Origin of the sequence: Tahibacter soli, assembly GCF_025717065.2 — a bacterium.
Taxonomy (GTDB): Bacteria; Pseudomonadota; Gammaproteobacteria; order Xanthomonadales; family Rhodanobacteraceae; genus Tahibacter; species Tahibacter soli.
Window position 1 is genome coordinate 490,095 of record NZ_JAOVZO020000020.1, and the last position, 21,848, is coordinate 511,942.

The 21,848-nt window shown below is 67.5% G+C and carries 14 protein-coding genes; 7 read left to right on the forward strand and 7 right to left on the reverse strand.

Going from position 1 to position 21,848, the window contains the following annotated elements:
* Nucleotides 1-104 precede the first annotated feature (104 nt).
* On the forward strand, nucleotides 105-2,924 hold the full coding sequence (locus OD750_RS23150; protein WP_263540623.1) for a ligand-binding sensor domain-containing diguanylate cyclase: 2,820 nt from the start codon (nucleotides 105-107) through the stop codon (nucleotides 2,922-2,924).
* A 41-nt stretch (nucleotides 2,925-2,965) separates the two neighbouring features.
* Here the strand turns inward: OD750_RS23150 and OD750_RS23155 are convergent, their stop codons facing one another.
* Entirely contained in the window at nucleotides 2,966-5,911 is a 2,946-nt protein-coding gene (locus tag OD750_RS23155) for a hypothetical protein (protein WP_263540624.1), read from the reverse strand.
* A gap of 689 nt (nucleotides 5,912-6,600) precedes the next feature.
* On the opposite strand from OD750_RS23155, the gene OD750_RS23160 reads away from it, so the two are divergent.
* On the forward strand, nucleotides 6,601-6,822 hold the full coding sequence (locus OD750_RS23160; RefSeq protein ID WP_263540625.1) for a type I toxin-antitoxin system SymE family toxin: 222 nt from the start codon (nucleotides 6,601-6,603) through the stop codon (nucleotides 6,820-6,822).
* Between the two features lie 114 nt (nucleotides 6,823-6,936).
* Here the strand turns inward: OD750_RS23160 and OD750_RS23165 are convergent, their stop codons facing one another.
* Complete coding sequence (locus OD750_RS23165; RefSeq protein WP_263540626.1) at nucleotides 6,937-7,359, reverse strand: hypothetical protein; 423 nt, start codon at nucleotides 7,357-7,359, stop codon at nucleotides 6,937-6,939.
* A gap of 761 nt (nucleotides 7,360-8,120) precedes the next feature.
* Between OD750_RS23165 and OD750_RS23170 the strand changes: the two genes are divergently transcribed.
* Nucleotides 8,121-8,330: a type I toxin-antitoxin system SymE family toxin gene (locus OD750_RS23170; RefSeq protein WP_263540627.1), complete on the forward strand. Its 210-nt coding sequence runs from the start codon at nucleotides 8,121-8,123 to the stop codon at nucleotides 8,328-8,330.
* A 683-nt stretch (nucleotides 8,331-9,013) separates the two neighbouring features.
* On the opposite strand, the gene OD750_RS23175 is transcribed toward OD750_RS23170, so the two are convergent.
* Entirely contained in the window at nucleotides 9,014-9,223 is a 210-nt protein-coding gene (locus OD750_RS23175) for a type I toxin-antitoxin system SymE family toxin (protein WP_263540628.1), read from the reverse strand.
* Nucleotides 9,224-10,027: 804 nt separating this feature from the next.
* Here OD750_RS23175 and OD750_RS23180 point away from each other — a divergent pair.
* The gene (locus OD750_RS23180) at nucleotides 10,028-12,385 is read left to right on the forward strand and encodes a winged helix-turn-helix domain-containing protein (RefSeq protein ID WP_263540629.1); all 2,358 of its coding nucleotides are present in this window, start codon (nucleotides 10,028-10,030) and stop codon (nucleotides 12,383-12,385) included.
* Nucleotides 12,386-12,512: 127 nt separating this feature from the next.
* Nucleotides 12,513-14,459 (forward strand): LVIVD repeat-containing protein, encoded by a 1,947-nt coding sequence (locus OD750_RS23185; RefSeq protein ID WP_263540630.1) that lies wholly within the window; start codon nucleotides 12,513-12,515, stop codon nucleotides 14,457-14,459.
* Nucleotides 14,460-14,610: 151 nt separating this feature from the next.
* On the opposite strand, the gene OD750_RS23190 is transcribed toward OD750_RS23185, so the two are convergent.
* The 3 genes from OD750_RS23190 to OD750_RS23200 all read right to left on the reverse strand — a co-directional run bounded on the left by OD750_RS23190 (nucleotide 14,611) and on the right by OD750_RS23200 (nucleotide 16,567).
* Entirely contained in the window at nucleotides 14,611-15,213 is a 603-nt protein-coding gene (locus OD750_RS23190; protein WP_263540631.1) for a class I SAM-dependent DNA methyltransferase, read from the reverse strand.
* Nucleotides 15,214-15,454: 241 nt separating this feature from the next.
* A complete protein-coding gene (locus OD750_RS23195) occupies nucleotides 15,455-15,814 on the reverse strand; it encodes an MmcQ/YjbR family DNA-binding protein (RefSeq protein WP_263540632.1) in 360 nt (119 codons plus the stop codon).
* 12 nt (nucleotides 15,815-15,826) lie between these two features.
* On the reverse strand, nucleotides 15,827-16,567 hold the full coding sequence (locus OD750_RS23200; protein WP_263540633.1) for a L,D-transpeptidase family protein: 741 nt from the start codon (nucleotides 16,565-16,567) through the stop codon (nucleotides 15,827-15,829).
* 89 nt (nucleotides 16,568-16,656) lie between these two features.
* On the opposite strand from OD750_RS23200, the gene OD750_RS23205 reads away from it, so the two are divergent.
* The gene (locus OD750_RS23205; RefSeq protein WP_263540634.1) at nucleotides 16,657-17,298 is read left to right on the forward strand and encodes a Pr6Pr family membrane protein; all 642 of its coding nucleotides are present in this window, start codon (nucleotides 16,657-16,659) and stop codon (nucleotides 17,296-17,298) included.
* Nucleotides 17,299-17,307: 9 nt separating this feature from the next.
* Here the strand turns inward: OD750_RS23205 and OD750_RS23210 are convergent, their stop codons facing one another.
* The gene (locus OD750_RS23210) at nucleotides 17,308-19,233 is read right to left on the reverse strand and encodes an SUMF1/EgtB/PvdO family nonheme iron enzyme (protein WP_263540635.1); all 1,926 of its coding nucleotides are present in this window, start codon (nucleotides 19,231-19,233) and stop codon (nucleotides 17,308-17,310) included.
* 334 nt (nucleotides 19,234-19,567) lie between these two features.
* Here OD750_RS23210 and OD750_RS23215 point away from each other — a divergent pair, with 334 nt between their 5' ends.
* Nucleotides 19,568-20,662, forward strand: a complete 1,095-nt coding sequence (locus tag OD750_RS23215; RefSeq protein WP_263540636.1) for a ribonuclease D — start codon at nucleotides 19,568-19,570, stop codon at nucleotides 20,660-20,662.
* Nucleotides 20,663-21,848 lie beyond the last annotated feature (1,186 nt).

Below are 21,848 nucleotides of genomic sequence, written 5' to 3' on the forward strand. Positions count from 1 at the left end.
CGCGGCGAGCCGAAAAAAGTGCATGAAGCGCGAATGAAGAATTCTGAAAGCGCGGTTTTCGGCTAGGATCGAGCCGTGCGTTCGCGCTCGACAGGGGGTCGGCAATGCGGTGGCACGCCTGGCGTACGGGGATCTGCGGCGTTGCGCTGCTCGCCGCGTCGTTCGCGTTCGCGGGCACGCCGCTGACCGCGCGGTTCAAGCCCGACATCGACGTCTACCCGCAATATTTCTCGGTCGCCCGCAGCGCCGACGGCCTTCTCTATCTCGGCGGCGTCGACCGCGTGCTGCGCTACGACGGCGTGCGCTGGGAATCGTTCGCGACGCCCAAGCCCGGCCCCGTGCGCGCGCTCGCGCTCGACCGCACCGGCCGGCTCTGGGCCGGCGGCACGGAATGGTTCGGCCGCATCGAACGCGCGGCCGACGGCGGCGAGCGTTTCGTCGACTGCGCGCCGGCCTTCGCCGCCGACATCGGCGATGCCGGCTTCGCCGACATCTGGGACGTCGTCGCGCGCGACGACGGCATCTATTTCCGCGCGCTGCGCCATCTGTTTCACGCCGACGCGCAGTGCCGCCGCGTGCACGCATGGCACGCGCCGAACCGGTTCGGCGGCATCGTCGACCATGCCGGGCAGCTCGTCGTGAATTTCCGCGGCGAAGGCTTGAAGCGCCTGGCCGGCGACGCGTTCGAGCCGTTCCCCGGCGGCGAAGCGTTCGCGGCGAAGGCGGCGTTCTTTCTGATGTCGCTCGACGACAAGCGGCTGCTGGTGCAAGACGCGACGCCGCGCCTGGCGCTCGTCGAAGACGGCCGCGTGACGGTGCTGCGCGACGACGAGGCGATGTCGCACGTGAGCGCCGCGCTCGCGCTCGATGCGAACCGCGCCGCGTTCGGAGGCGACGACGGCAAGCTGCGCATCGTCGACATCGCCGACGGCAGCCTGCGCGAAATTCCGCTCGGCATCAGCTTTCAGAGCGGCATGGCGCGCGACCGCGACGGCGCGATCGTCGTCGGCGACAGCGAAGGCGCCGTGCGCGTGCCGTGGCCGCCGGCCTGGAGCGCCTACGGCGTCGCCGACGGCGTCACCGGTTCGATCCACGATGCGACGCTCGTCGACGGCGTGCTGCGCCTGCAGACCGGCGCCGGCGAAGTGGCCGCGCCGTGGGGCGACCGCGGCGCCGCGACCGCGTTCGCGCCGCAGCGCACGACGACGAACGAAGCCTGGGCGCTCTTCGTCGACGGCGATGCGCGCATTCTCGCCGAATCGCACGGCCTGCGCCGCCTCGACGCCGGCGGCGCCGCGCTCGGCCCGGACGATCTGTACGCGCGCGTGTTCGAACGCTCGCCGTTCGATCCGGCGCGCGTGTGGGTCGGCACGGAATCGGGCTTCGCCGTGCTCGACCGCGACGCCGACGGCTGGCGGCTCGTCGCGCGGCACACCGACCTGCGCACGCGGGTGATGAGTCTCGTCGAAACCGCACGCGGCGACGTGTGGCTCGGCACCGAGGGTCGCGGCCTGTTGCGCGCGCACGTCGCGGCGAACGGCGCACTCGAATCGCTCGTCGACTACCGCAAGGAAATCGGCGCCGAAGCCGACATCGAAACGACGGTATCGACGCTCGACGGCACGCTCGTCGCGAGCGCGGCGACGGGCCTGTTCGCGTGGAACGGCGAACGCTTCGCGCGCGACGACCTCGGCGGCCTCGCGCCGCTGCTCGCGCGCGACGAAACCGTGCGGCTGCGTGCCGGCACCGACGGCACGGCGTGGGCGTGGAGCTGGCGCGCGGTGTACCGGCGCGACGCGAACGGAACGTGGCGACGCATCGACGAACTCGGCGCCACGAACGGCGTGATCGAAGCGCTGCGCCCGCTGCCCGGCGGCGACGTCGTCGTCGGCACGACCGGGCGCCTCCTGCACTACGACGCCGCGACATCGGGCGGCGCGCAGCGCGAACCGGTCGCGCACCTGGCGTCGGTGCGCCTGACGCCGCGCGAGGGCGAGCCGCGCGCATTGCCGCTGGCCGCCACGGCGACGCTGCCCTACGGCGGCGGCACGCTCGCGTTCCAGCTAGGCCTGGCCGACCTCGCGCACGGCGCGGCGCCGCAATTTCGCGTGCGGCTGGCGGGGCTCGACGCGCGCTGGTCGGCGTGGAATCCGCGTGCCGAATTCAGCTACGCGCAGATTCCGCCGGGCGACTACCGTTTCGAAGCGCAGGCGCGCACGGCCGGCGGCCGAGAGCTCGACGTGCCGGCGTTCGCGTTTCGCGTCGAACCGCGCTGGTACCAGCACGGCGGCATGCAGCTCGCCGCGGCGCTCGCGCTCGCGGCGCTCGTCGCGCTCGCGCTGGGCGCGTCGCACCGCACGCGCATCCGTCGGCTCGCGCAACGCAATCGCGAACTCGACGCGCTCGTGCACGCGCACACGTCGGAACTCGAACTGGCCAACAGCCAGCTACGCGACCTCGCCGAACGCGACGGCCTGACGGGCGTGGCCAACCGGCGACGCAGCGACGCGTTTCTCGCCGCGACGATCGCGGCGGCGCAGCAGACGCACCGGCCGTACGCCGTGCTGCTCGTCGACGTCGACCATTTCAAAACGTACAACGACACGCACGGCCACCTGGCCGGCGACGAGGTGCTCAAGCGCGTGGCCGCGACGCTGTGCGCGCACGTGCGCGACAACACGCTGGTGGCGCGCTTCGGCGGCGAGGAGTTCTGCCTCGTGGTGCCGCACTGCGACGCGGCGGCGGCAACGGAACTCGGGCGGCGGCTGTGCCGCGTCGTCGCCGAACAATGCCCCGGCGTCACGATCAGTATCGGCGTGGCGACGGGCGACGGCGGCGAAACGGCGGCGCAGAGGCTCGCGCGTGCGGACGCGGCGCTGTATCGGGCGAAGCGGAATGGGCGGGATCGGGTGGAGAGTGAGTGACGGGGGTTCGGCGGGGCGTTGGGGCGGAGGGCTGGCTGGCCTCAAGTGGCGCGATGCTTCGACTCGCGAAGGCGGCGACGCACTTCCGCAAACGGAGGATCAATCACGCCCGCGGGAACAAAAGGATCATCGATTCCGAACATCGCACTGACCAATGGAGAACTGGCGTCCACCTCCCAGGCGGGTACTACGGACAGATCCGACAACTCGATTTCTAGGTCAATATCCTCTTGCTCTAGTGGAATGCCTGGTTGAGCCATTTTGAAGTTGCCAGGCTGCAGCACGATTCGACCGGCTTGCTTGTATAGCTTGAGCAACGTCCCCAGGTTCTGAGCAGACGCCGGAGTCATGTCATGCATTCGATAAACTGTCGTGACCAGCCGACGGGAGCGTGCCGCTTTGGCGAGTAAGAACTTTTCGCCGACGCCAATGGCTACTCGATAGTCCAGCGGGCGTTCGCGGCTGATGCCAGTAATGACGGTGACTCCAATCCATCCTTCTCGGTCGAATGGACCGATGTACTTCCGCCAGCCGCGGAAAATTTTTCGACCCGCATCTATGTCTTGAAACGCAAGAACCATGATAGGAAAGGGGCGTTCTCCGCTCACCGTTGCGATGCCGACACCCGTCCAGCCGGCACGACTCCAAAGTGGAATATTGATCGGTGATATCGCTTCAATGTCCCGATGTTTCAGCGCGTCGGCGCCGAACAGGGTTTCCGGCGGTTTTTCGTCAGCGAAAGTAAGCTCTGTTGCCGATGGTGCTGAAACGTCTGCAGCAACAGGTCGTGGTTGCCAGGAAACTTGTCGCAAGAGCGGGTATTCGGCGAACGCCGGATCATTGACCCAGTCCTCCGCACGTCCCGGCGGAGACTGGTCAAAAATGTTGCTTACGGCAAGGATGGATCTGGCCGCATGGAAGGCCCGATCTTGCGCCTGGTGTTCGGAAAAGAGCTCTTCAAATACTTTTCGCTCAATGTTCAACTGTAAATGGGCGGTGACCTGCGCAAGAAGATCGAACATGGCGTCCTGGAAGCCATTGCCCACCAGGGCAGTGGCGGGCACTATTGGATGCGCTAACAAGAGTTTTGTCTCGCCAAACTCGTCCTCGATTGCGCGCAACGAGAACGGTAGCTTTGCGGTATCAGACTGTCGCACCTCAATGGTGAGTTCTGCTCGAGGTGAAATCAGCTCTCGCGACCTCACTGCCGTTGAGTAAAAAGCCTCTAGGAAGGAAATAATACTTTCCCCCAATAGGGCAGAGGTAGTCCCGCCTCTCACAATCACGTCGACGCGACAACCAAGAACGACGGTCGTCATCGTCGCGACGCCGATATGCCATGAAGGAGACTCGGGCAAATCATCTGCTGCCTGAGCGTATATCCAAGCGTTAAAGAAATCTTCCAAATCGTCTTCGGCGCTGTACTGCGTGCGAATCAACTCGTCATGGCCCAACATAAACAAAGCTGCAGCTCGGGACATCTGGAGATCAAGCGAGTGCAACACATCGGGAAGGCGCGTCAGTTGAGCCCAACTCTCGTAGGGTGTTTTTAGAACTAAAATGCCAAGAACGCGATCGAGAGCGCGAACCTCGTCTTCAATTTTTTCCCTCTTTGATTCATCTATACTCAACGCTCTGAACAATAGCGGCAACCATTTCACCCATGCCATAACGTAGGGGGCGCGACCCAGTTGGAGTTCAAGCCAAGCCAGTTTTCTGACGATCGGCAGTGCCCGCGGGTCAATTTTTCCTTGCTTAAAATGTGCATACAAACATCGATCCAAGGCGAAAACGAGGTTCGCGCGTGCAGCAAACAACAAACCGACAGACTCGTACGCGACACCGACTGCAGCTTGCGCAACGATGAACTCGTCCCGCACCTCGTCTTTGGCCAGCAGGAACTGAGCCTTGGCCAAATCGTCAATCGCGCCGTAGAATTTCTTTCGGTCGAGCTTCTGGAGTCCACGTTCCAGACGAAGCTCCCCTGCCGCTAGCTCGCCGTGCCGTTCTGTTTCGATTTCGATGATTCGATCTAGCAGAGCGTCGTACCCGGAAAATTCGCCGATCGTGCCACCTATTTCTCGTAGCAGTTTCACAATGGGCCCTACTGGAAACTCTATCAGCCTACGTATATCACCGAGCACGTCGCGCAGACTGCTGAGTACTGGCTCAAGGTCCTGCTTCGTTTGGAACGCAATTACCAGATCCATCAACAATAGTTGCGTACGCGCCCAAAGCGAGCTTGTTTCCTTCGTTGTGTCTTCGGCATGCTGTTGCAGCGCCTTTCGCAACGCAGAGGTTCGCTGTGGATCGGGGCCTTGCGTTGGTACCAGCGCGAGCCACAAGTTGACTAACTTATCCAAATCCCAGATCCACTCGGACTCGAGGGTTGCGGTGGATAACGCATCGCAGAGACGAATCGCTTCCTTCGCATCGTCAAACCACCATATCGCCGTCAAGGCGCGTTGGTACCAGATGCGCTGCAACTGCCTGTCGCCGTCGATGCTGCGCGCAAGACGTTCCGCTCTGTCGAATCGACCGTCAACTTCGGTTCGTGCACGCCCCAATCCTCTTGCGAGCAGGGCTGTTTGCAAACTTTCCTCGACCACTTCAAGGCTGACTTCGCCGTCTGCCGCTTGTTCGATTTTCTTGTCCAGCGCATCTAGATCATTCAGGCGTTCTGTGTCCAGCGGTCCCGGAACAACTTTTGTGAGGTGTTGTAGTTCGAATTGAAGGATGTCCGCTACAAGCTGCCATCGTTTGTGCTTGACGACTTTATCGACGATCCAGGTTCTGTCCAAAATGCGAACCGCTATCCCGTACTTCACCTTGAGCGAATCTTCAGTATCGGCACGATCCTTGTCGCGAATTGCTTGGTTTGAGATGAAGTATATAAGTGCGTATGGGCGTGCCGTCTCGGCAATTTTCTTGACGTCGTCCTCGGCTTTCTGCTTCCATTTTTTTTGGCGCTTATCGCGAAGCCCCATCGCTCGGAAGACGCCTTCCCCGGTTCGCCCTCATACCATAATGTCGCAATGGAGGCGGCAACAGGGTAGGTTTCCGTGTCGACTTTGCTATCCCCGCCCCCTGTAGGTCCCGTTTGCGGAATAAGGTTCGGGCATAGCTCCTTTTCGGCCAGAGCGCGAGCGAAGTGCTCAAAAGCGACTTCTTCTTTACGCTGGGTAAGAGTGTCGAGATGGAACTCGAACTGGCGTCGGTCCATCTCGCTTACTTCGATGGTTAGTGTGTCCGAGTAAAGCTCGGGACGTCGTGCGCGCAAGAATTCGCTGTACGAGGGCTTGTGAACGGGGGCGTCGCTCATCGAGGTTTTCGTATTCATGCGCAAATTCTTTTGGCATTCAAAACCGATGGGGGCGAAATCCGAAGGGCGTTTAACGGTGCGCACTCCAAGTATATAGGGCGTCCTGGACACCCAAAAAGCTCGCAGCATCCCGCGCAATACAGTTGCTCGCTGTGGTCGTCTCAGCGTAGCCCCGCGCGCAGCGCCGTCAAGGACTGCGCAAGTTCGATAAAACCGAATCCTTGACGGCGCTGCACGCGGCGCTCCTGGAAGGTCGCCCACAGCGAGCAAACGCTCCTGGGGCAAAGGCGCGAACGGCGCGGTTGCTGCCACGCCGTTCGCTAACCACAAGGCCACTTACTGGAGTAAGTCCCCATGGCTAAGCGCAAGAGTACCTCCGCTGCAACGCACGCCACACCGTCCGCCAAGCGCACGCGTTCGAATCCGTCGCCGTATTCCCAGGCCGTCGTTTTCGACGAACGCGAAATCCCCTACATCCGCCTCCGCGGCTTCTGGCTCGCCGCCGCCGGGTTCGAACCCGCCGATGACCTCAAGGTCGCCGTCTCGAAAGGCCGCATCGTCGTCACTCGCCGCTAGCCCAACCGGCGAGGGCTCCGCTGCCGCGGGGCTCTCGCCTTTCCGCCGCTCGCGGGGTCAAACCGTTGGGATTTTCAGTTCCCGCATCGCACGGCACAGCGCCCGATCAGGGACTCAAACCGAGACCGGCGCATGGCCCGCATGCCGCGCAGGATCGACGACGGCGCACCGCAGATAGCCGCGCGTCGAGAAGCGCATCAAGCCATCAGCTCCGCCTGTCGTTGCGAACGACAAGGCATACGCGCCGCGCGCAAGGTGTTCCAGGTGCAGCTCGCGGCAATGCGTGTGCAACGACGCGAGGCCGCCGTCGGCTTCTCGCCGAAGATCGATGCCCGTCGAATCCTCGCCGTCCACGGTGACATCGATCGACCCTTTGCGGCTCGTCCACAGGCGCAGCACGGTGATGTCCGATGCGGAGGACGTCAGCGTCATGTCATAGCAGGCTTCGCCGCTTCGGACGATGCCAAGCCCGACCCCGTGCGCCACGCATTCGTCGATGTCGCGGCTGTTCGAAAACGTCGTGATTTCTGTGGTCATCGGGTCTTGATCATGATCGGGTCGCCGGCCGTCGCGAGTAGCGCGTCGTCGGGCGGTAGGTCGCTGAGAATTTCCCGGCCGCCGACCCTGCGGGAGAATGCTTCCAGGTCGTCGGCCGTGAGTGCGGTGCTTTCCGGGCATTGGACGCTTGGCGGGTTTCACAATGCGCCAAAACGCCGTCGCCCAATAATACGGTCATTGAAGGTCGCTGCCGGGCGGCTTCGTGGACACCCGGCTTCGTGGACACCCGGCTTCGTGGACACCCGGCTTCGTGGACACCCGGCTTCGTGGACACCCGGCTTCGTGGACACCCGGCTTCGTGGACACCCGGCTTCGTGGACACCCGGCTTCGTGGACACCCGGCTTCGTGGACACCCGGCTTCGTGGACACCCGGCTTCGTGGACACCCGGCTTCGTGGACACCCGGCTTCGTGGACACCCGGCTTCGTGGACACCCGGCTTCGTGGACACCCGGCTTCGTGGACACCCGGCTTCGTGGACACCCGGCTTCGTGGACACCCAAAAAGCTCGCAGCATCGAGCGCAATACAGTTGCTCGCTATGGTCGTCTCAGCGTAGCCCCGCGCGCAGCGCCGTCAAGGACTGCGCAAGTTCGATAGAACCGAATCCTTGACGGCGCTGCGCACGGCGCTCCTGAAGGGTCGCCCACAGCGAGCAAACGCTCCTGGGGCAAGGCGCGAACGGCGCGGTTCTCGGCCACGCCGTTCGCTAACCACAAGGCCACTTTCTGGAGTAAGCCCCATGGCTAAGCGCAAGAGTACCTCCGCCACACCGTCCGCCAAGCGCACGCGTTCGAATCCGTCGCCGTATTCCCAGGCCGTCGTCTTCGACGAACGCGAAATCCCCTACATCCGCCTCCGCGGCTTCTGGCTCGCCGCCGCCGGCTTCGAACCCGCCGATGACCTCAAGGTCGCCGTCTCGAAAGGCCGCATCGTCGTCACACGCCGCTAGCCCAACCGGCGAGGGCTCCGCTGCCGCGGGGCTCTCGCCTTTCCGCCGCTCGCCCCGCTTTCCCCGATCGGCTTCCGCGCGCGCCGTCGCCGCTGTCGTCAGCACTCGTTTTTCCTGCGCGCGCGCGTGGCAAGGAGGGCTTTTTTCCGCGCTCGAACACTTCATCGCGCGCGAAGGCGCGGTGAGTGGCCAGCACTCACGCGTGAGTAGTCGAGTACTCACGTGTGAGTGATTTTTACTCGCGCGTGAGTGCCCGGCAGTCACCGTCGAGTGGCGGATACTCGCGCGTGAGTGATTTTTGCTCACGCGTGAGTGGCGGGCACTCTCGCGTGAGTGCCGGCCGGTCTCGCGTGGGTATGCGGGTACTCGCGCGCGAGTGATTTTTGCTCACGCGTGAGTGATGGACAGTCAACGCTGAGTGTTCGTCAGTCACGCGTGAGTAGTGGACACTCAAACGACGGAAAAAGCGTGCGGAATGCCCGAAAAAAGCGCGGTTTCGGACCGCAAGCGGGCCGGAACGCGGGTGGATCCGCGCCCGGCGCAACGGACGACGCCGTACGTCCGGCGGTTTCAGCCGCTTCAGGGACACCCGCCGATGAATATCCGAGGCCCGAGTCGTCGGGAGCGATCCGAAGGAGTACGGAAAGCACCCGCCCCGGGCGGGGCGGGTGTCGTGGCCGCGATCAGCGGCGGGTGAGGACGAGACGGCCTTGGCGGATGCGGACGGTGACGTCGTCGTTCGGCAGGAAGCCGGCGTCGGCGAGCCAGTGGCCGAGGAGGCGGATATGCGGGACGTCGCAGGCGGCGAAGTTCACGCCTTCGGCGTAGCGGATGGTGCCGACGCGGATTTGGCGGGTGGAAGGGTTGCGGGAGGTACGATTGTGCTTGGTCATGATGCACTCCTTAGAGGTGGGTCGTGATCAGCGAACGGCGCGGGAGCAACCGCGCCGTTCGCGCTTGGCCCTGAAGCGATTGATCGCTGTGGGCGACCTTTAAAGGAGCCCCGCGCGCAGGTCGGTCAAGGATTCGCGCAGCGAACTTGCGTCAGTCCTTGACCGACCGAGCACGGGGCTACGCTGAGACGACCGCAGCGAGCAATGTGTATTGCGTTACGAGTTGCGAGCCTTGGCTCTTGCTCCGGCTCTTGCTCGTCAGCTCGGCGGAGGCCCACTGTTGTCCGGAATAAATGTGCACAGCGCCGGCGAGCGGATTTTCTGTAAGGGCAACGAAGACCTTGGCGTCACCCCCTCACCCAACCCTCTCCCCCAACAAGGTTGGGGGAGAGGGCTAAAGCCGCGCGGCGCTTGAGTTTGCCGCTCCTTCTCCCCCAACAGCGTTGGGGGAGAAGGTTGGGATGGGGGCTGCGCGAAGGATCGCGTCGCGTTCGGGTTTTCGACACCACGGTCGCACCCGGCAGACTCGATTCTCGAGTCTTCATTCACGCGCGATATCAGGCCGCCGCACAACCGCGCGCGCTTGCGAGCAAGTCAAGAAAAATATTCCAGACAGCAGTGAGCATTCGCTGGGATGACCAGCAGGAGCCGGTGCGGGACCGACTCGCGCCCGCCCTCCGGGCAATCAGCGCTGTTGTCGCCCCGCCCATCGCCCGCAGGCGAAGCCCTCCCCCGCCCCATTAGCGCCAACTGCGACGCCACCGCATACTTGGCCGTCTCGCCTGCTTTCCCCGATCGCCGCCGATGAATCACCCGCTGTACCGATTCCGCGACTTCACGCTCGACCCCGCGGCGCGCGAACTGCGCCAGGGCGCCGAGCCGATCGAGCTGCCGACCAGTGCGTTCGACTGCCTCGTGTATCTGATCGAACGCCGCGAGCGCGCCGTCGGCCGCGACGAACTGATGGCCGCGATCTGGGGCCGCGCCGACGTCGCCGACGGCCTGCTCGGCCAGACGCTCGTGCGCGTGCGCCGCGTGCTCGGCGACACCGGCAACGAACAGCACACGATTCGCACCGTGCCGCGCTTCGGCTATCGCTGGGTGGCGCCGGTCGACGAGGAAACGGCGGCCGGCCCGGCGGACACCGCACCCGCCCCTGTCGCGCCCGACGCGGAACCCGCGCCGGCCCTCGAAGCGCCCGCCCCCGCCGCCGCATCACCCGCCGCCGCGCCCCGCCGCGCGATCTGGCCGGCCGTCGCCGCGCTCGCGGTTGTCGCGGCGATCACGCTCGCCGCGTGGCTGTGGCGTGCGCCGCCAGCGACACAGGCGACCGCCGCGCCGCCGCCGGCATTGACCACCGCCGCGCTCGTGCTGCCGGCCGTCGTCGAGGCCGGCGAAGACTGGGCCTGGCTGCGCCTGGGCCTGATGGATCTCGTCGCCGCGCGCCTGCGCCGCGGCGATCTCGCGACCGCCGCGAGCGAAAGCGTCGTCGCGCTCGTGCGCGACCGGCCCGTCTCGCACGCCGAATCGCTGCTCGACGCCAGCGACATCGCCGGCGCCGACACGCTGCGCATCCTGCCGAGCGTCGATCTCGCCGACGGCCGCTGGACGGTCAAGCTGACCGCGCGCGGCGGCGGCAACGACCTCGTCGTCGAGGCGCGCGCGGCCGACGCGATCGCCGCGGCGCGCGAAGCGGTCGACACCTTGTTGTTGCGCCTCGGCCACCGGCCGCCGGCCGACGCGAACCGGCCGCAGGGCCTCGACGAACTGCTGCAGCGTACGCGCGCGGCGATGCTCGCCGACCGGCTCGACCTGGCCGGCGACCTGATCCGCGACGCCGACCCGGCGCTGCGCGACCGCCCGGAAATCGCGCTGCGCCAGGCGCAGATCGAACTGCGCGCCGGCGCCTACGACGCGGTCGACGCGCGCGTCTCGGCATTGCTCGACCGCCTTTCGCGCGAGCGCGACGCCGTGCTGCGCGGTCGCGCGCTGACCACGCTCGCCACGAGCGACGTGCGCCGCGGCCGCCCGGCCGACGCCGCGCCGCGCTATGCCGAAGCCATTACGCTGCTGACCGACCGCGGCGATCCCGAAGCGCTCGGCGCGGCCTATCTCGGCCGCGGCATCGTGGCGATCCTGCGCGACGACTACCAGGCGGCGCTCGCCGATCTCGGCCTCGCGCGCACCGAAATGGACGCGGCCGGCGACGCGCTCGGCGTCGCGCAGGTCGATCTCAACCTCGGCGTCATCGAGGCGCGGCGGCAGCGCCCGGCGCAGGCGGTGGCGGCGCTCGAGGAAGCCGCGGCGCGACTCAAGCGGCTCGGCGCGCGCGCCGAATATCTCGCGGCGGTCGTCGCGATCGCCGAGTTGCAGCAGGATCTGCTCGAACCCGCCGCCGCGCTCGCGACGACCGAGGCGTTCTGGCCGCCCGAGACGCAGACGCCGAATCCGCGGCTGCGCTGGAAGCTCACGCTCGTGCGCGGCGAGGCGCTCGCCGAAAACGGCCGGCTGCGCGACGCGCAGACGCTGGTCGACCGCGTGGCGCACGAGGCCGATCCGGAGGCCGACGCCGCGGTGCGCGCGCAGGTCGCCGCGCTCGGCGCGCGCCTGGCGCTCGCGCGCGGCGACGCGAACGCCGCGGCGACGCTCGCGGCCGCGACGCTGACGCCGCTGCTCGAACAGACCGACGTGGCGCGCTACCTGCGCGCGTGGACGACGCGGCTCGCGGCGCTGCGCGCGCTCGGCGATCGCGCGCTCGCGGCAAGCGAAACCGCGCGCTTTCGCGCGTGGCTGGAGACGCAGCAGCCGCCGGACTGGCGCCGCGTCTACGGCGACGTCGCCGCGGCCGAGCAGCTGCGTACCGAAGGCCGCGTCGACGAGGCGCTCGACGTCTACGCCCGCGCGCTGGCGCGTGCGGACGAGCTCGCGGTGACGCCGGCCGATCTCGTCGAGGTGATCCGGCCGTACAGCCTCGCGCTGATCGAGGCCGGCCGGTTCGGGCAGGCGCGTGCGCTGTCGTCGCGCATTTCGCGCTGGGCCGACAGCGACCTGCGCGCCGCGAGCGTGTTCGTCGCGCTGAACGCGGCCTTGAACCAGGCGGACGCGCTGCAACAGGCGCAGTCGCGCGCGCAGACGCTCGCCGGCGAACGCCCGGTGCGCTGACGCACGCGCAACGACGACGCAACACACGCCGAACGAACGAGCAACGACGATGCAACGAATGCGTCGACGCGGCCCTGACGCAAGCATGGCCGACGGGATTGCCCGAACACTCGTTGCGGAGATTTGAATGAAAGCGCTAGCCGTCGCCGTTGCCGCCGTTCTCTGTATTGCCCATGCGCCCGCCCGGGCCGCGCCGCCGGCCCCCGCCGCCTTCACCGCCGCGCTCGGCGGCACGCTCGCCGATCCGGTCGCGGTCGACGACTACGTCTACGTGCCGAACGGCGCGACGTTGAGCGCCTGGAGCCGCGCCCAGGCCGGCGCGCCGGTCGCGGCCGGCGACACGCGCGCCACGCCCGCCAAGGGCTGGCTGACCGGCCTCGCGCGCCGCGGCGACTATCTGTACGCGAGCTTCCGCGGCTACGACAGCCTCGTGGCGGGCGTCGCGGTGTACTCGATCGCCGATCGCGCGAACCCGGTGCTGCTCGGCCAGTACGACTACACGACGTCGTCGATCCGCATGGCCGCGAGCGTCGCGATCGTCGGCGACAAGCTGCTGCTGCTCGATTCGGAGAACGGCATCTTCACCGGCAATCTCGGCGATCCGTCGCATCCGGTGTTCACGCAGAGCTACGCCGGCTTCGGCGCTTACGCGCAGGCGCACGTCGCGGGCGACCGGCTGTACGTCTCGGGCCGCAGCTTTCTCGGCAACAGCGTGGCCACGGTGTTCGACGTGTCCAATCCGGCCGCGCTGGTCGAACTCGGCTCGGCGAACCTCGACGGCTACGACTATTTCCGCGTGCGCTTCCGTCCGCCCTACGCGTTCGGCTTCGGCCTCGCGGCGGCCGTCACCGACCTCACCGACCCGGCCAACAGCGTGCCGCGCGGGCGCATCGATTCGCCGGTGTCGTACAACGGCGTGCTCGTCGGCAACTACGCCTGGGGCGTCGGCGGTTTCGACGGCGTGGAAGTGTTCGACGTGTCCAATGTCGACAAGCCGATCCACGCCGGCACCGCGCCGATCGACACGTTCTCGACCGACGTGACCGCGACGGCCGGCAGCGAAGGCTGGCTCGCCACGCGCGACGACCGCGTGCTGCGCATCGACGGGACGAACCCGGCGCAGCCGACGCTCGCGGGCGCAGCGCTGCTGCCCGGCGGCACCGCGCCGATGGACGTCGCGGTGAAGGACGACACGGTGTTCGTTCTGGGCAACGCCTACGGCCTGCAGATCGCGCAGCCGGGCACGCTCGCGCCGCTCGGCCGTTACGTGACGAGCCTGCCGCAGTCGCTGCAGGGCCGCGCGTTCGAGCAGGTCGCCGTCGACGGCAACCGCGCCTACCTCACGAGCTGGGGCAGCGGCCTCGTCATCGCCGACGTCACCAATGCGCGCGCACCGGTCGAGCACGGCTTCCTCGAGTTTCCGTTCGCCACCGCGATCGCCGCGAAGGGCAACTACGCCTACGTCGGCACGTCGACGAACGGCGGCATCCTCGCGGTGGTCGACGTCAGCAATCCGGCGGCGCCGAGCATCGTCGGCAGCTATGTGTCCGATCCGCCGATCGACGACAAGTACATGCGCTTCGCGCTGCACGGCAATTATCTGTACATCGCCGACCAGCCGTCGGGCGGCGGTACGGACGGCGGGCTGCGCGTGGTCGACGTTTCCAACCCGACGTCGCCGGCCGGCGTCGCGCTGTTCGGCGACTGCAGCACGCCGAGCGACATCGCGCTCGATCCCACGGGCCGGCTCGCGCTCGTCGCGTGCATGGACGGCACGCGGCTCGTCGACGTGAGCAATCCCGCGGCGCCGGCCCTGCTCGGCACGTATGCGGGCGAAGCGTACTCGGTGGCGCTGCGCGGCAACCGCGCGTACGTGGGTCTCGCGACCGGCGTCGACGAAATCGACATCACGAACCGCGCGGCGCCGACGCTCGTCACGCACCACGACACGCCGGATACGCCGCGCCGCATCCAGGCGCCGGCCGACGGCCGCGTGTACGTCGCGCACGGCCTCTCCGGCCTGTACGTGTTCACGCCGGACGGCCTGTTCGCGGACGGTCTCGAAACGCCGTAACGCTCCTGCGACGCTCGGGCGCCGAGCGTCGTCTCACGGTTCCGGTGCGCCGCCGTTCCTCCCCACCCTCGCGGCCGCGCACCGCGACCGCCCGCCGCCGCGCCGTATCCCCGGACCGGCGGCGGGCGGTCGATTCGCTTTGGCGGATCGATCAGGCCTGCGGCGATTCCATCGACGTGACCCACGGCGCCTGCCGCGCGCCGACCCATCCGTGCGAACCCACCGGCATCAGCCCGGCTTCCGCGAACGTCTGCCGGTACCACGCGGGCGTGCGGCGCTTGAAGCCGATCATGTCGCCGACGAGGTGATCGGCGGTCGTGTACACCTCGATGAACGCGAGGCCTTCGAGCTGGTCGGTCAGGCCGTCGAGGCCGCGCTTGAGTTCGGCGGTCGGCACGTAGTGCAGCACGTCGGCGCAGACGACGAGATCGAAACGCTCGTCGAAACGCTGCTGTCCGATCTGCCCGAACGTCGCCAGGCGCAGGTTGCGCGAACGGCCCCAGCGCGCGACCGCGTATTCGCTCGAATCGAGGCCGAGATAGCGCGCCTTGGGCCGCAACGCCTTGAGAGGCGCGTGCCACGCGCCCTCGCCGCAGCCGGCGTCGAGCACGTTGCGGATCTCGCGGCCGAGATAGAACTCGGCCATCGCGACGGCCATCGCCACCTTGCGCCGCAGCGCGTCGCGCGAGCCGACGCGGTGTTTTTCGTCGCGGTACCACTTGTCGAAATACGCGCGGTCGTAAACTTTTTGCATTCGATATCCTTGCAGTTTTCCTGTCCGGCGAAAACCGCGGACCGACGAGGCCGGATGCGTCGCCCCCTCACCCAACCCTCTCCCCCGCAGGCTTGCGGGGGAGAGGGCTTCAAGCGACGCGACGCTCTCTCCCTCTCCCCCAAGTTCACTTGGGGGAGAGGGCCGGGGTGAGGGGGCGACGTCGGAATCCTGCGTTGCGGCAACCGCAGCACCACGACATCCCGCTCGCCCGGCAATGTCGCTACGAGGCGAGCGCTGCCTGCGTCTTCTTAGGCAATTTCTCGACCACGAGCTCGTACGAGCGATGCAGAAACGCCTCGAGCTGCTTGCGGTCGAGCACGCCGTAGTCGGTCAGCGTCACCCAGAACGCGCGCGCCATGTACGGCGCGGGCATGAAGCCGGGCTGGTCGGTGAGTTCGAGAAAGCGTTCGTTGTCGACCTTGAACGAGATGCGCCCGCGCTCGGGGCCGAGCGTGCAGTACACGGCGAACATCTTGTTCGCGACGCTGTACACGAGATCGACTTCCCACTTGATCGACTGCGTGACGCCGGGCCATCGCCCGCAGATCTTTTCGAGGTCTTCCGGTTCCAGCGGTTTCATGCGTGACGCCCCCTATCCTTCATCGACGACATAGCGCTTCGCCGCGACGCCGATCGACGGCGGCCTGCGCGTGCGCTCGAACGCATCGTAACCGGGCTTGAGCTCCGACCAGAAATCGTGCCACGGCGAAGCGCGCTCGGCGGCGAGCGCGGCGGCGTCGAGACGAAACGGCAACGCGTGCACCTCGAACGCGCGCTGGCCGCCGCGCAACGCGGCTTCGGCGAGCGTGTAGATCTCTTCGATCGCCGCGTCGCCCATCGCGTAGCAGCCGATCGACACGCACGAGCCGTGCACCATCAGAAAGTCGCCGGTATAGCCGTGCGCGCGGTCGTAGGCGTTCGGGTAGCCGAGATTGAACGACAGGTGAAACTTGCTCGCCGGGTTCAACTGCCCGAGCGCGACGCGGTAGAAGCCTTCGGGCGCCTGGTTGTCGCCTTGTTGCCGCTTCGGTCCGAGCACGCCCGAGAACGTGCAAATCGGATACGTGCGAAACAGCCGGTACGCGCCGTCCTTCGCGCGCAGCCACAGTTCCAGTTCGGCCTCGCGCTTGAACACGCGCATGAACACCGGCGCGCCGAACGCGAGATTCTGCTTCGCCAGGTCGCGTTCGAGCGCCGGCCGCACGCGCGCCGCGGCGGCTTGCGCCCGCCCGGCGGGCGTCGATTCGATGCGTGCCATCAACGTCCTTCCGCTCGTCGCCCAGACCCAGCCGCCGACCGGCAGCAGCACGGCCAGTCCGATCGCGGCACCCATTGCGGCCTTGCGTCGCATAATTCTCCTCGTCGTGCCCGCGATTGTATGAAGATAGCCGTCACTCGACATCGTTCCCGAGGAGAGGTTCGATGGCCCCGAACGTATTGACGGCGCGACTGTCCGCGGGACTCGCCGTACTGGCCTGGGCCACGCTCGCGCTGCAGCTCGCGCTGTCGCTGCGCCTGGCCGCCGACAACGGACGCGGGATGGCGATGGGCGTCGTGATCTATTTCGGCTTCTTCACGATCCTGTCGAACGGGCTCGCCGCGCTCGCGCTGACGTTGCCGCGCCTGCGTCCCGCGTCGCCGGCCGGACGCTTCTTCGCGCGCCCCGGCGTCAACACCGCGATCGCCGCGTATCTCGCGCTCGTCGGCATCGCCTATTCGCTGCTGCTGCGGCGCATCTGGAACCCGCAGGGGCTGCAGCTCGTCGTCGATCATCTGCTGCACGACGCGATGCCGCTCGCGTTTCTCGCGTACTGGTGGTTCGCCGTGCGCAAGCGCGACGTCATCTGGTCGGACATTCCGTACTGGTTGATTTTTCCGGTCGTGTACTTTGCGCTGACGCTCGCGCGCGGCGCGCTGACCGGCCTGTACCCGTATCCGTTCGTCGACGCCGCCGCGCTCGGCGTCGCGCAGGCCGTGATCAACGCGCTGTGCGTGCTCGTGGGCCTGTTCGTGATCGCCGCGGCGCTGGTCGGACTGGGGCGCTGGCAGGCGCGCGACGACTGAGCGACGCGTCTACAGATCTCGCGCGACCCGAAATCCCACGCGCGCGCTGCGCGTGACCGTCAGCGCCGACAGGCGAAACGCCGAGCGCACCTGATCCGGATCGCTGCCCCACGAGCCGCCGCGCACCACGTGCCGCTCGCAGCCGGGATTGACCCACGCACGGCTGTCGCGCGGCGCGCGGATGTAGTTTTCGTGCCAGCAGTCGTCGACCCATTCCGACACGTTGCCGTCGATATCGAACGCACCGACCGGGTTCGCCGCATAGCTTCGCACCGGCGCCGGCCCCCAGTGGCCGTCGTTGTAGCGCGCGAAGCCCTTGCGCCACGTGCGGTGCTGCGGCGAGCGGTCGCCGGCGCCGGTGACGTTCGCCACCACGCGCGGCGGATCGCCGTCGCCCCACCAGAAGCGCGTCGACGATCCGGCGCGCAGCGCGTACTCGAATTCGGCTTCCGACGGCAGCCGGTAGCGCTTGCCGGTACGCGCACCGAGCCACTCGACGTACGCGTTCGCGTCTTCCCACGACACGTGCACGACCGGCAGGTTGTCGGCCGCGCGCTTGCCGGCGTAGTCGTCCTGCCACGTCACGCCGGGCTGGTCCGAGACGCGTCCGCTGACCTCGTCGTAGGTGCTCGACGTGCCTTCGCGCTCGGCCGTCGTGCGATAGCCCGTCGCGCGCACGAACTCGCGAAACTCGCCGACCGTCACCTCGGTGCGTCCGAGCGCGTAGCCGATCGAGATGATCACCTCGCGCTGCGGCCCCTCGGTACTGCGATGGCCTTCCTCGTCGTCGGGCGACCCCATCTCGAACTTGCCGGTGGGAATGACGAGCAGCGCCGGCGCGTTGCCGCTGCGGTCGCGGAACGGATCGGTGATCACCTCGCCCGGGCGGAAGCTCGCGTACAAACGCGCATTTCGCAACTTTTCCTGAAATTCGTCGAGCGCCGGCAGGTCGGCGCTGATGCGCTGGGCCTGCCGCACGAGCTGCTCGGCGAGGTCGGCGTTGCCCGAATCGAGCGCCGACTGCGCCTGCGCCAGCACGGTTTCGGCACGCTGCCGGCGCACGCCTTCGGTGCGCGTGCGCGTGTCGAGCAGTTGCTGCGACCCCGGCGCGATCGTCGCGGCCTGCGCGAGAATCGCGTCGGCTTCGGCGAAGTCGTCCTTCGCGACGGCGGCGAGCGCGCGGTCGAGCACGCCGCGCTGGATCTGTTCCAGGCCCTGCCGCGCGAGCGCGTTCTCGGGGTCGAGGTCGCGCACGCGCCGGTACACGTCGAGCGCGCTCGAACCGGCCGGCTCCATCACCTTGCCCTGGCGCAGCAGGTCGGCCGCGTTGGCGAGCAGCGGCGCGGTCTGGTGCAGCACCTTGAGGCGGTTGCGCAGCGGCGCGAACTCGTCGCGCTCGTGCGGCACGCGTTCGAGATCGGCCAGGCGCGCCTCCGACTCGGGCGCGTCGCCCTGGTCGAGCGCGGCCATCGCGGCGGCCAGCAGCGCCTCGCGAATCTTCGCCACGCCGGCCATGGCGCGGCGGTTGTTCCTGTCCTCTTGGAGCACCTGCGTATACAGCGCGAGCGCGCTCGTCTTTTCGGGCTCGACGTAGTTTTCGGCGGCCAGCGCCTTGTCGGCGTCCTTGAGCCACGCCGCGACGTTCGCCGTCGCCGGCTTCTCGGGCTCGACCGGCGCGGGCGGCAGCAGCGACGGCGCGGCGCCGGCGAGTTCGCGCGGCGGACCGACGAATTCCGGCACGAACTCAGGCGCGCGCCAGCCGATCGGCGCTTCGGGCGCGCTCGCGGCGGCCGTCGGCGGCGCCGCGACGCGGCGGCCGGGCTGCACGTGGATCACGTCGGGAAAGAAGCGGTATACGAGCGCGAAGCCGAGCAAGGCGATACCCGCGGCGCCACCCCAGGTGGTCTGCTTGCGGACGGTCTCGGTACCAGGCATGCGTCGTTGCGTCTCTTAAGCGTTGCGCGGCCCCGATTGGGCCGCTCCGGGCTCGGCGAGTCAAGGGGTCGACAAACGCTTGCGCAACAAGCGGTTGGCGGACGTTGTGGATTCCGGAGCGCGCAACGGGGCGCGCAACGCGCCGCCGCGGCTGCTGACTTCGGCGGAAACTCACCTTAGGCTACCGTGTCCCGCCTGACAACCGCGTGTCGCCGAGCGCGCCGGCGCGAGCGGTCGAACGCGGATTCCGCGCGGCTTTCGTCATGAGAGTCTCCGTCGCGTTCGAACGCTTGTGCCTGGTATGCCCGTTGCGCGCGCCTTCATGGAGAACTGCGTGTACGTTTGGATCGACAGCATCGACCCGTTGCAAGCCCTGCTCGCCCGCCATCCCGGCCAGCGTCTCGTCGGACTCGACACCGAGTTCATGCGCGTCGACAGCTTCTACCCGCAGCTCGCGCTCGCCCAGGTGAACCTCGGCGGCGAAATCGCGCTGATCGACCCGGTCGCGCTCAGGGGCCTCGGCGGCATCGCGCCGGTGCTCGCCGATCCCGCCGTCACGGTCGTCATGCACAGCGCGAGCGAAGACCTCGAAGCGCTCGCGCCGGCGGTGCCCGACGGCATCGGCGAACTGTTCGACACGCAGATCGCCGCGGCGATGACGGGCCTCGGACTCGGACTTTCGTACCAGAAGCTCGTCGCCGCGATCGCCGGCGTCGACCTGCCGAAAACCGAGACGCGCTCGGACTGGCTGCGCCGGCCGCTGTCGGCGCAGCAGCTCGACTACGCGGCGCAGGACGTCGTGCACCTGTCGGCGCTGCACGACGAACTCGGCGCGCGCCTGGATGCCCTCGGCCGCCGCGCGTGGCACGCCGAAGACTGCCGCCGCCTGCTCGACAAGGCGCGCCGCCATCGCGACGGCGACGCCGAACCGCAGCGCGGCTTCAAGGGCGCGGCGGAATGGCCGCGCGAACAGCAGGCGCGGCTGCGCCGCGTGCTGCTGTGGCGCGAGGCGGCGGCGCGGCGCGCCGACAAGCCGCGGCCGTGGCTGATCGACGACGCGCACGCGCTCGACTTCGTGCAGAAACCGCCGCACGACGCCGACGACCTGTTCGCGCGCACGAAGGGCCTGCGCGCGCTGCGCGGCGTGCTGCGCGCCGAACTGTTCGACGTGCTGACCGCGCCGCTCGATCCGGCCGAACTCGATTTCGCGCCGATCTTTCCGCTGCCGACGCCGAAGCAGAAGCGCGCGCTGGCCGCGATGAAGGACGTGGTCAACGCGACCGCGACCGAACTGAACCTGCCCGACGGCCTGCTGTGCGCGCGACGACACCTCGAAACGCTGTACTTCGACCGCCGCTGGCCTGACGCGCTCGAAGGGTGGCGGAAGGTACTTTTGTACGATGCGCTGGTGTCCAAATTGGACGATTGACACGAGGCGGCCGACGGCGTGTCTGGGGAAGTACCGGGCTGTGCCGGGCTGCCGGCGGCGCGGCGTGAATGTTCGTCATTTCAGCGCACGCTGTTTTTTGTCGCTTTGTAGCTAACGCACCTTGTTGAACAAAGCGTTTCGCTCGCTGCCGCGAGCGAGCAAGGGGAGATTGCTTGTCCAATCTCCCCTTGCATCCCCCAAGGACACCCCGACGGCCGCGGTCTCCGGGCATCCTGCCCTCCGACTCCGCGAGATCGCTCCGGGGTTCGTTGATGGGCCATCCATGGCCCGTCAACGAACTGCGCACGTCCTGTGCGCACCCGCTGCGCGGGCTTTTCCTACGCAATCTCGCCGCGACCGACGGGGCCCCGGGTGAAGCGGGCGGCTTCCTGCCGCCAGAAGCAACCGCAACGGCCACAGCAACAGCGACGGCAACCGCGACGGCAACTGCAAAGGCAACGGCCGAAGCGCGGCGGTTGGTTAGCTCATCTCTGCTTCTGCCTTCGCTTTTTCTCTGCTCGTCATACCAGCGAAGGCTGGTATCCAGCTTCTAGGCCCGGTTCTCGCGGACACCGAGAAGCTGGATACCACCGGCCTGCGCCGGTATGACGGCGTTGTAGAAATGCCAGGCCCTGGCGGTTGCCGTTGCAGTTGCAGTTGCAGTTGCAGTTGCCGTCGCTGTTGCCGTCGCCGTTGCTGTAGCCGTTGCTGTTGCCGTTGCCTCTGGCGGCAGGAAGCCGCCCGCTCTACCCGGGGCCCCATCTGCCGCGAGCAAGCGACCGGTGATCAGGCCCGCAGGGGACGCACACGGATGTGCGTCGTCCGCCGTGGTCCATGGATGGACCATCGGCGGACCCCGCCGGGCGCTTGCGGTCCCCGCAGGGCAGGATGCCCGGAGGGGCGCGGCTGTTGGGGTGGTTTTCTTTGCTTACTTTCTTTGTCCACACAAAGAAAGTAAGACGCTCGCCGGCAGGCGAGCGGAACGCTCTGTTCAACGCCGGGCACAAACAACGACGCGACCGTCAACGACGACAGCAACGTCCGATCGGCCAGTCGAAGAAAGCAAGAAGCCCACCGACAGGCGAGCAAAACGCGCTGTTCAACGCCAGACGAAAACGGCGAAGCGAAAACCAACGACAACACCCGGCGCGAGCCCCTTATGCCCCACCGGTGCTTGACAGCCAAG

What these genes read in the sequence shown, in the direction of transcription:
- OD750_RS23150 (WP_263540623.1), top strand. Translation starts at nt 105, where the DNA reads ATGCGGTGGCACGCCTGGCGTACGGGGATCTGCGGCGTTGCGCTGCTC.
- OD750_RS23155 (WP_263540624.1), bottom strand. Translation starts at nt 5,911, where the DNA reads ATGGGGCTTCGCGATAAGCGCCAAAAAAAATGGAAGCAGAAAGCCGAG.
- OD750_RS23160 (WP_263540625.1), top strand. Translation starts at nt 6,601, where the DNA reads ATGGCTAAGCGCAAGAGTACCTCCGCTGCAACGCACGCCACACCGTCC.
- OD750_RS23165 (WP_263540626.1), bottom strand. Translation starts at nt 7,359, where the DNA reads ATGACCACAGAAATCACGACGTTTTCGAACAGCCGCGACATCGACGAA.
- OD750_RS23170 (WP_263540627.1), top strand. Translation starts at nt 8,121, where the DNA reads ATGGCTAAGCGCAAGAGTACCTCCGCCACACCGTCCGCCAAGCGCACG.
- OD750_RS23175 (WP_263540628.1), bottom strand. Translation starts at nt 9,223, where the DNA reads ATGACCAAGCACAATCGTACCTCCCGCAACCCTTCCACCCGCCAAATC.
- OD750_RS23180 (WP_263540629.1), top strand. Translation starts at nt 10,028, where the DNA reads ATGAATCACCCGCTGTACCGATTCCGCGACTTCACGCTCGACCCCGCG.
- OD750_RS23185 (WP_263540630.1), top strand. Translation starts at nt 12,513, where the DNA reads ATGAAAGCGCTAGCCGTCGCCGTTGCCGCCGTTCTCTGTATTGCCCAT.
- OD750_RS23190 (WP_263540631.1), bottom strand. Translation starts at nt 15,213, where the DNA reads ATGCAAAAAGTTTACGACCGCGCGTATTTCGACAAGTGGTACCGCGAC.
- OD750_RS23195 (WP_263540632.1), bottom strand. Translation starts at nt 15,814, where the DNA reads ATGAAACCGCTGGAACCGGAAGACCTCGAAAAGATCTGCGGGCGATGG.
- OD750_RS23200 (WP_263540633.1), bottom strand. Translation starts at nt 16,567, where the DNA reads ATGGGTGCCGCGATCGGACTGGCCGTGCTGCTGCCGGTCGGCGGCTGG.
- OD750_RS23205 (WP_263540634.1), top strand. Translation starts at nt 16,657, where the DNA reads ATGGCCCCGAACGTATTGACGGCGCGACTGTCCGCGGGACTCGCCGTA.
- OD750_RS23210 (WP_263540635.1), bottom strand. Translation starts at nt 19,233, where the DNA reads ATGCCTGGTACCGAGACCGTCCGCAAGCAGACCACCTGGGGTGGCGCC.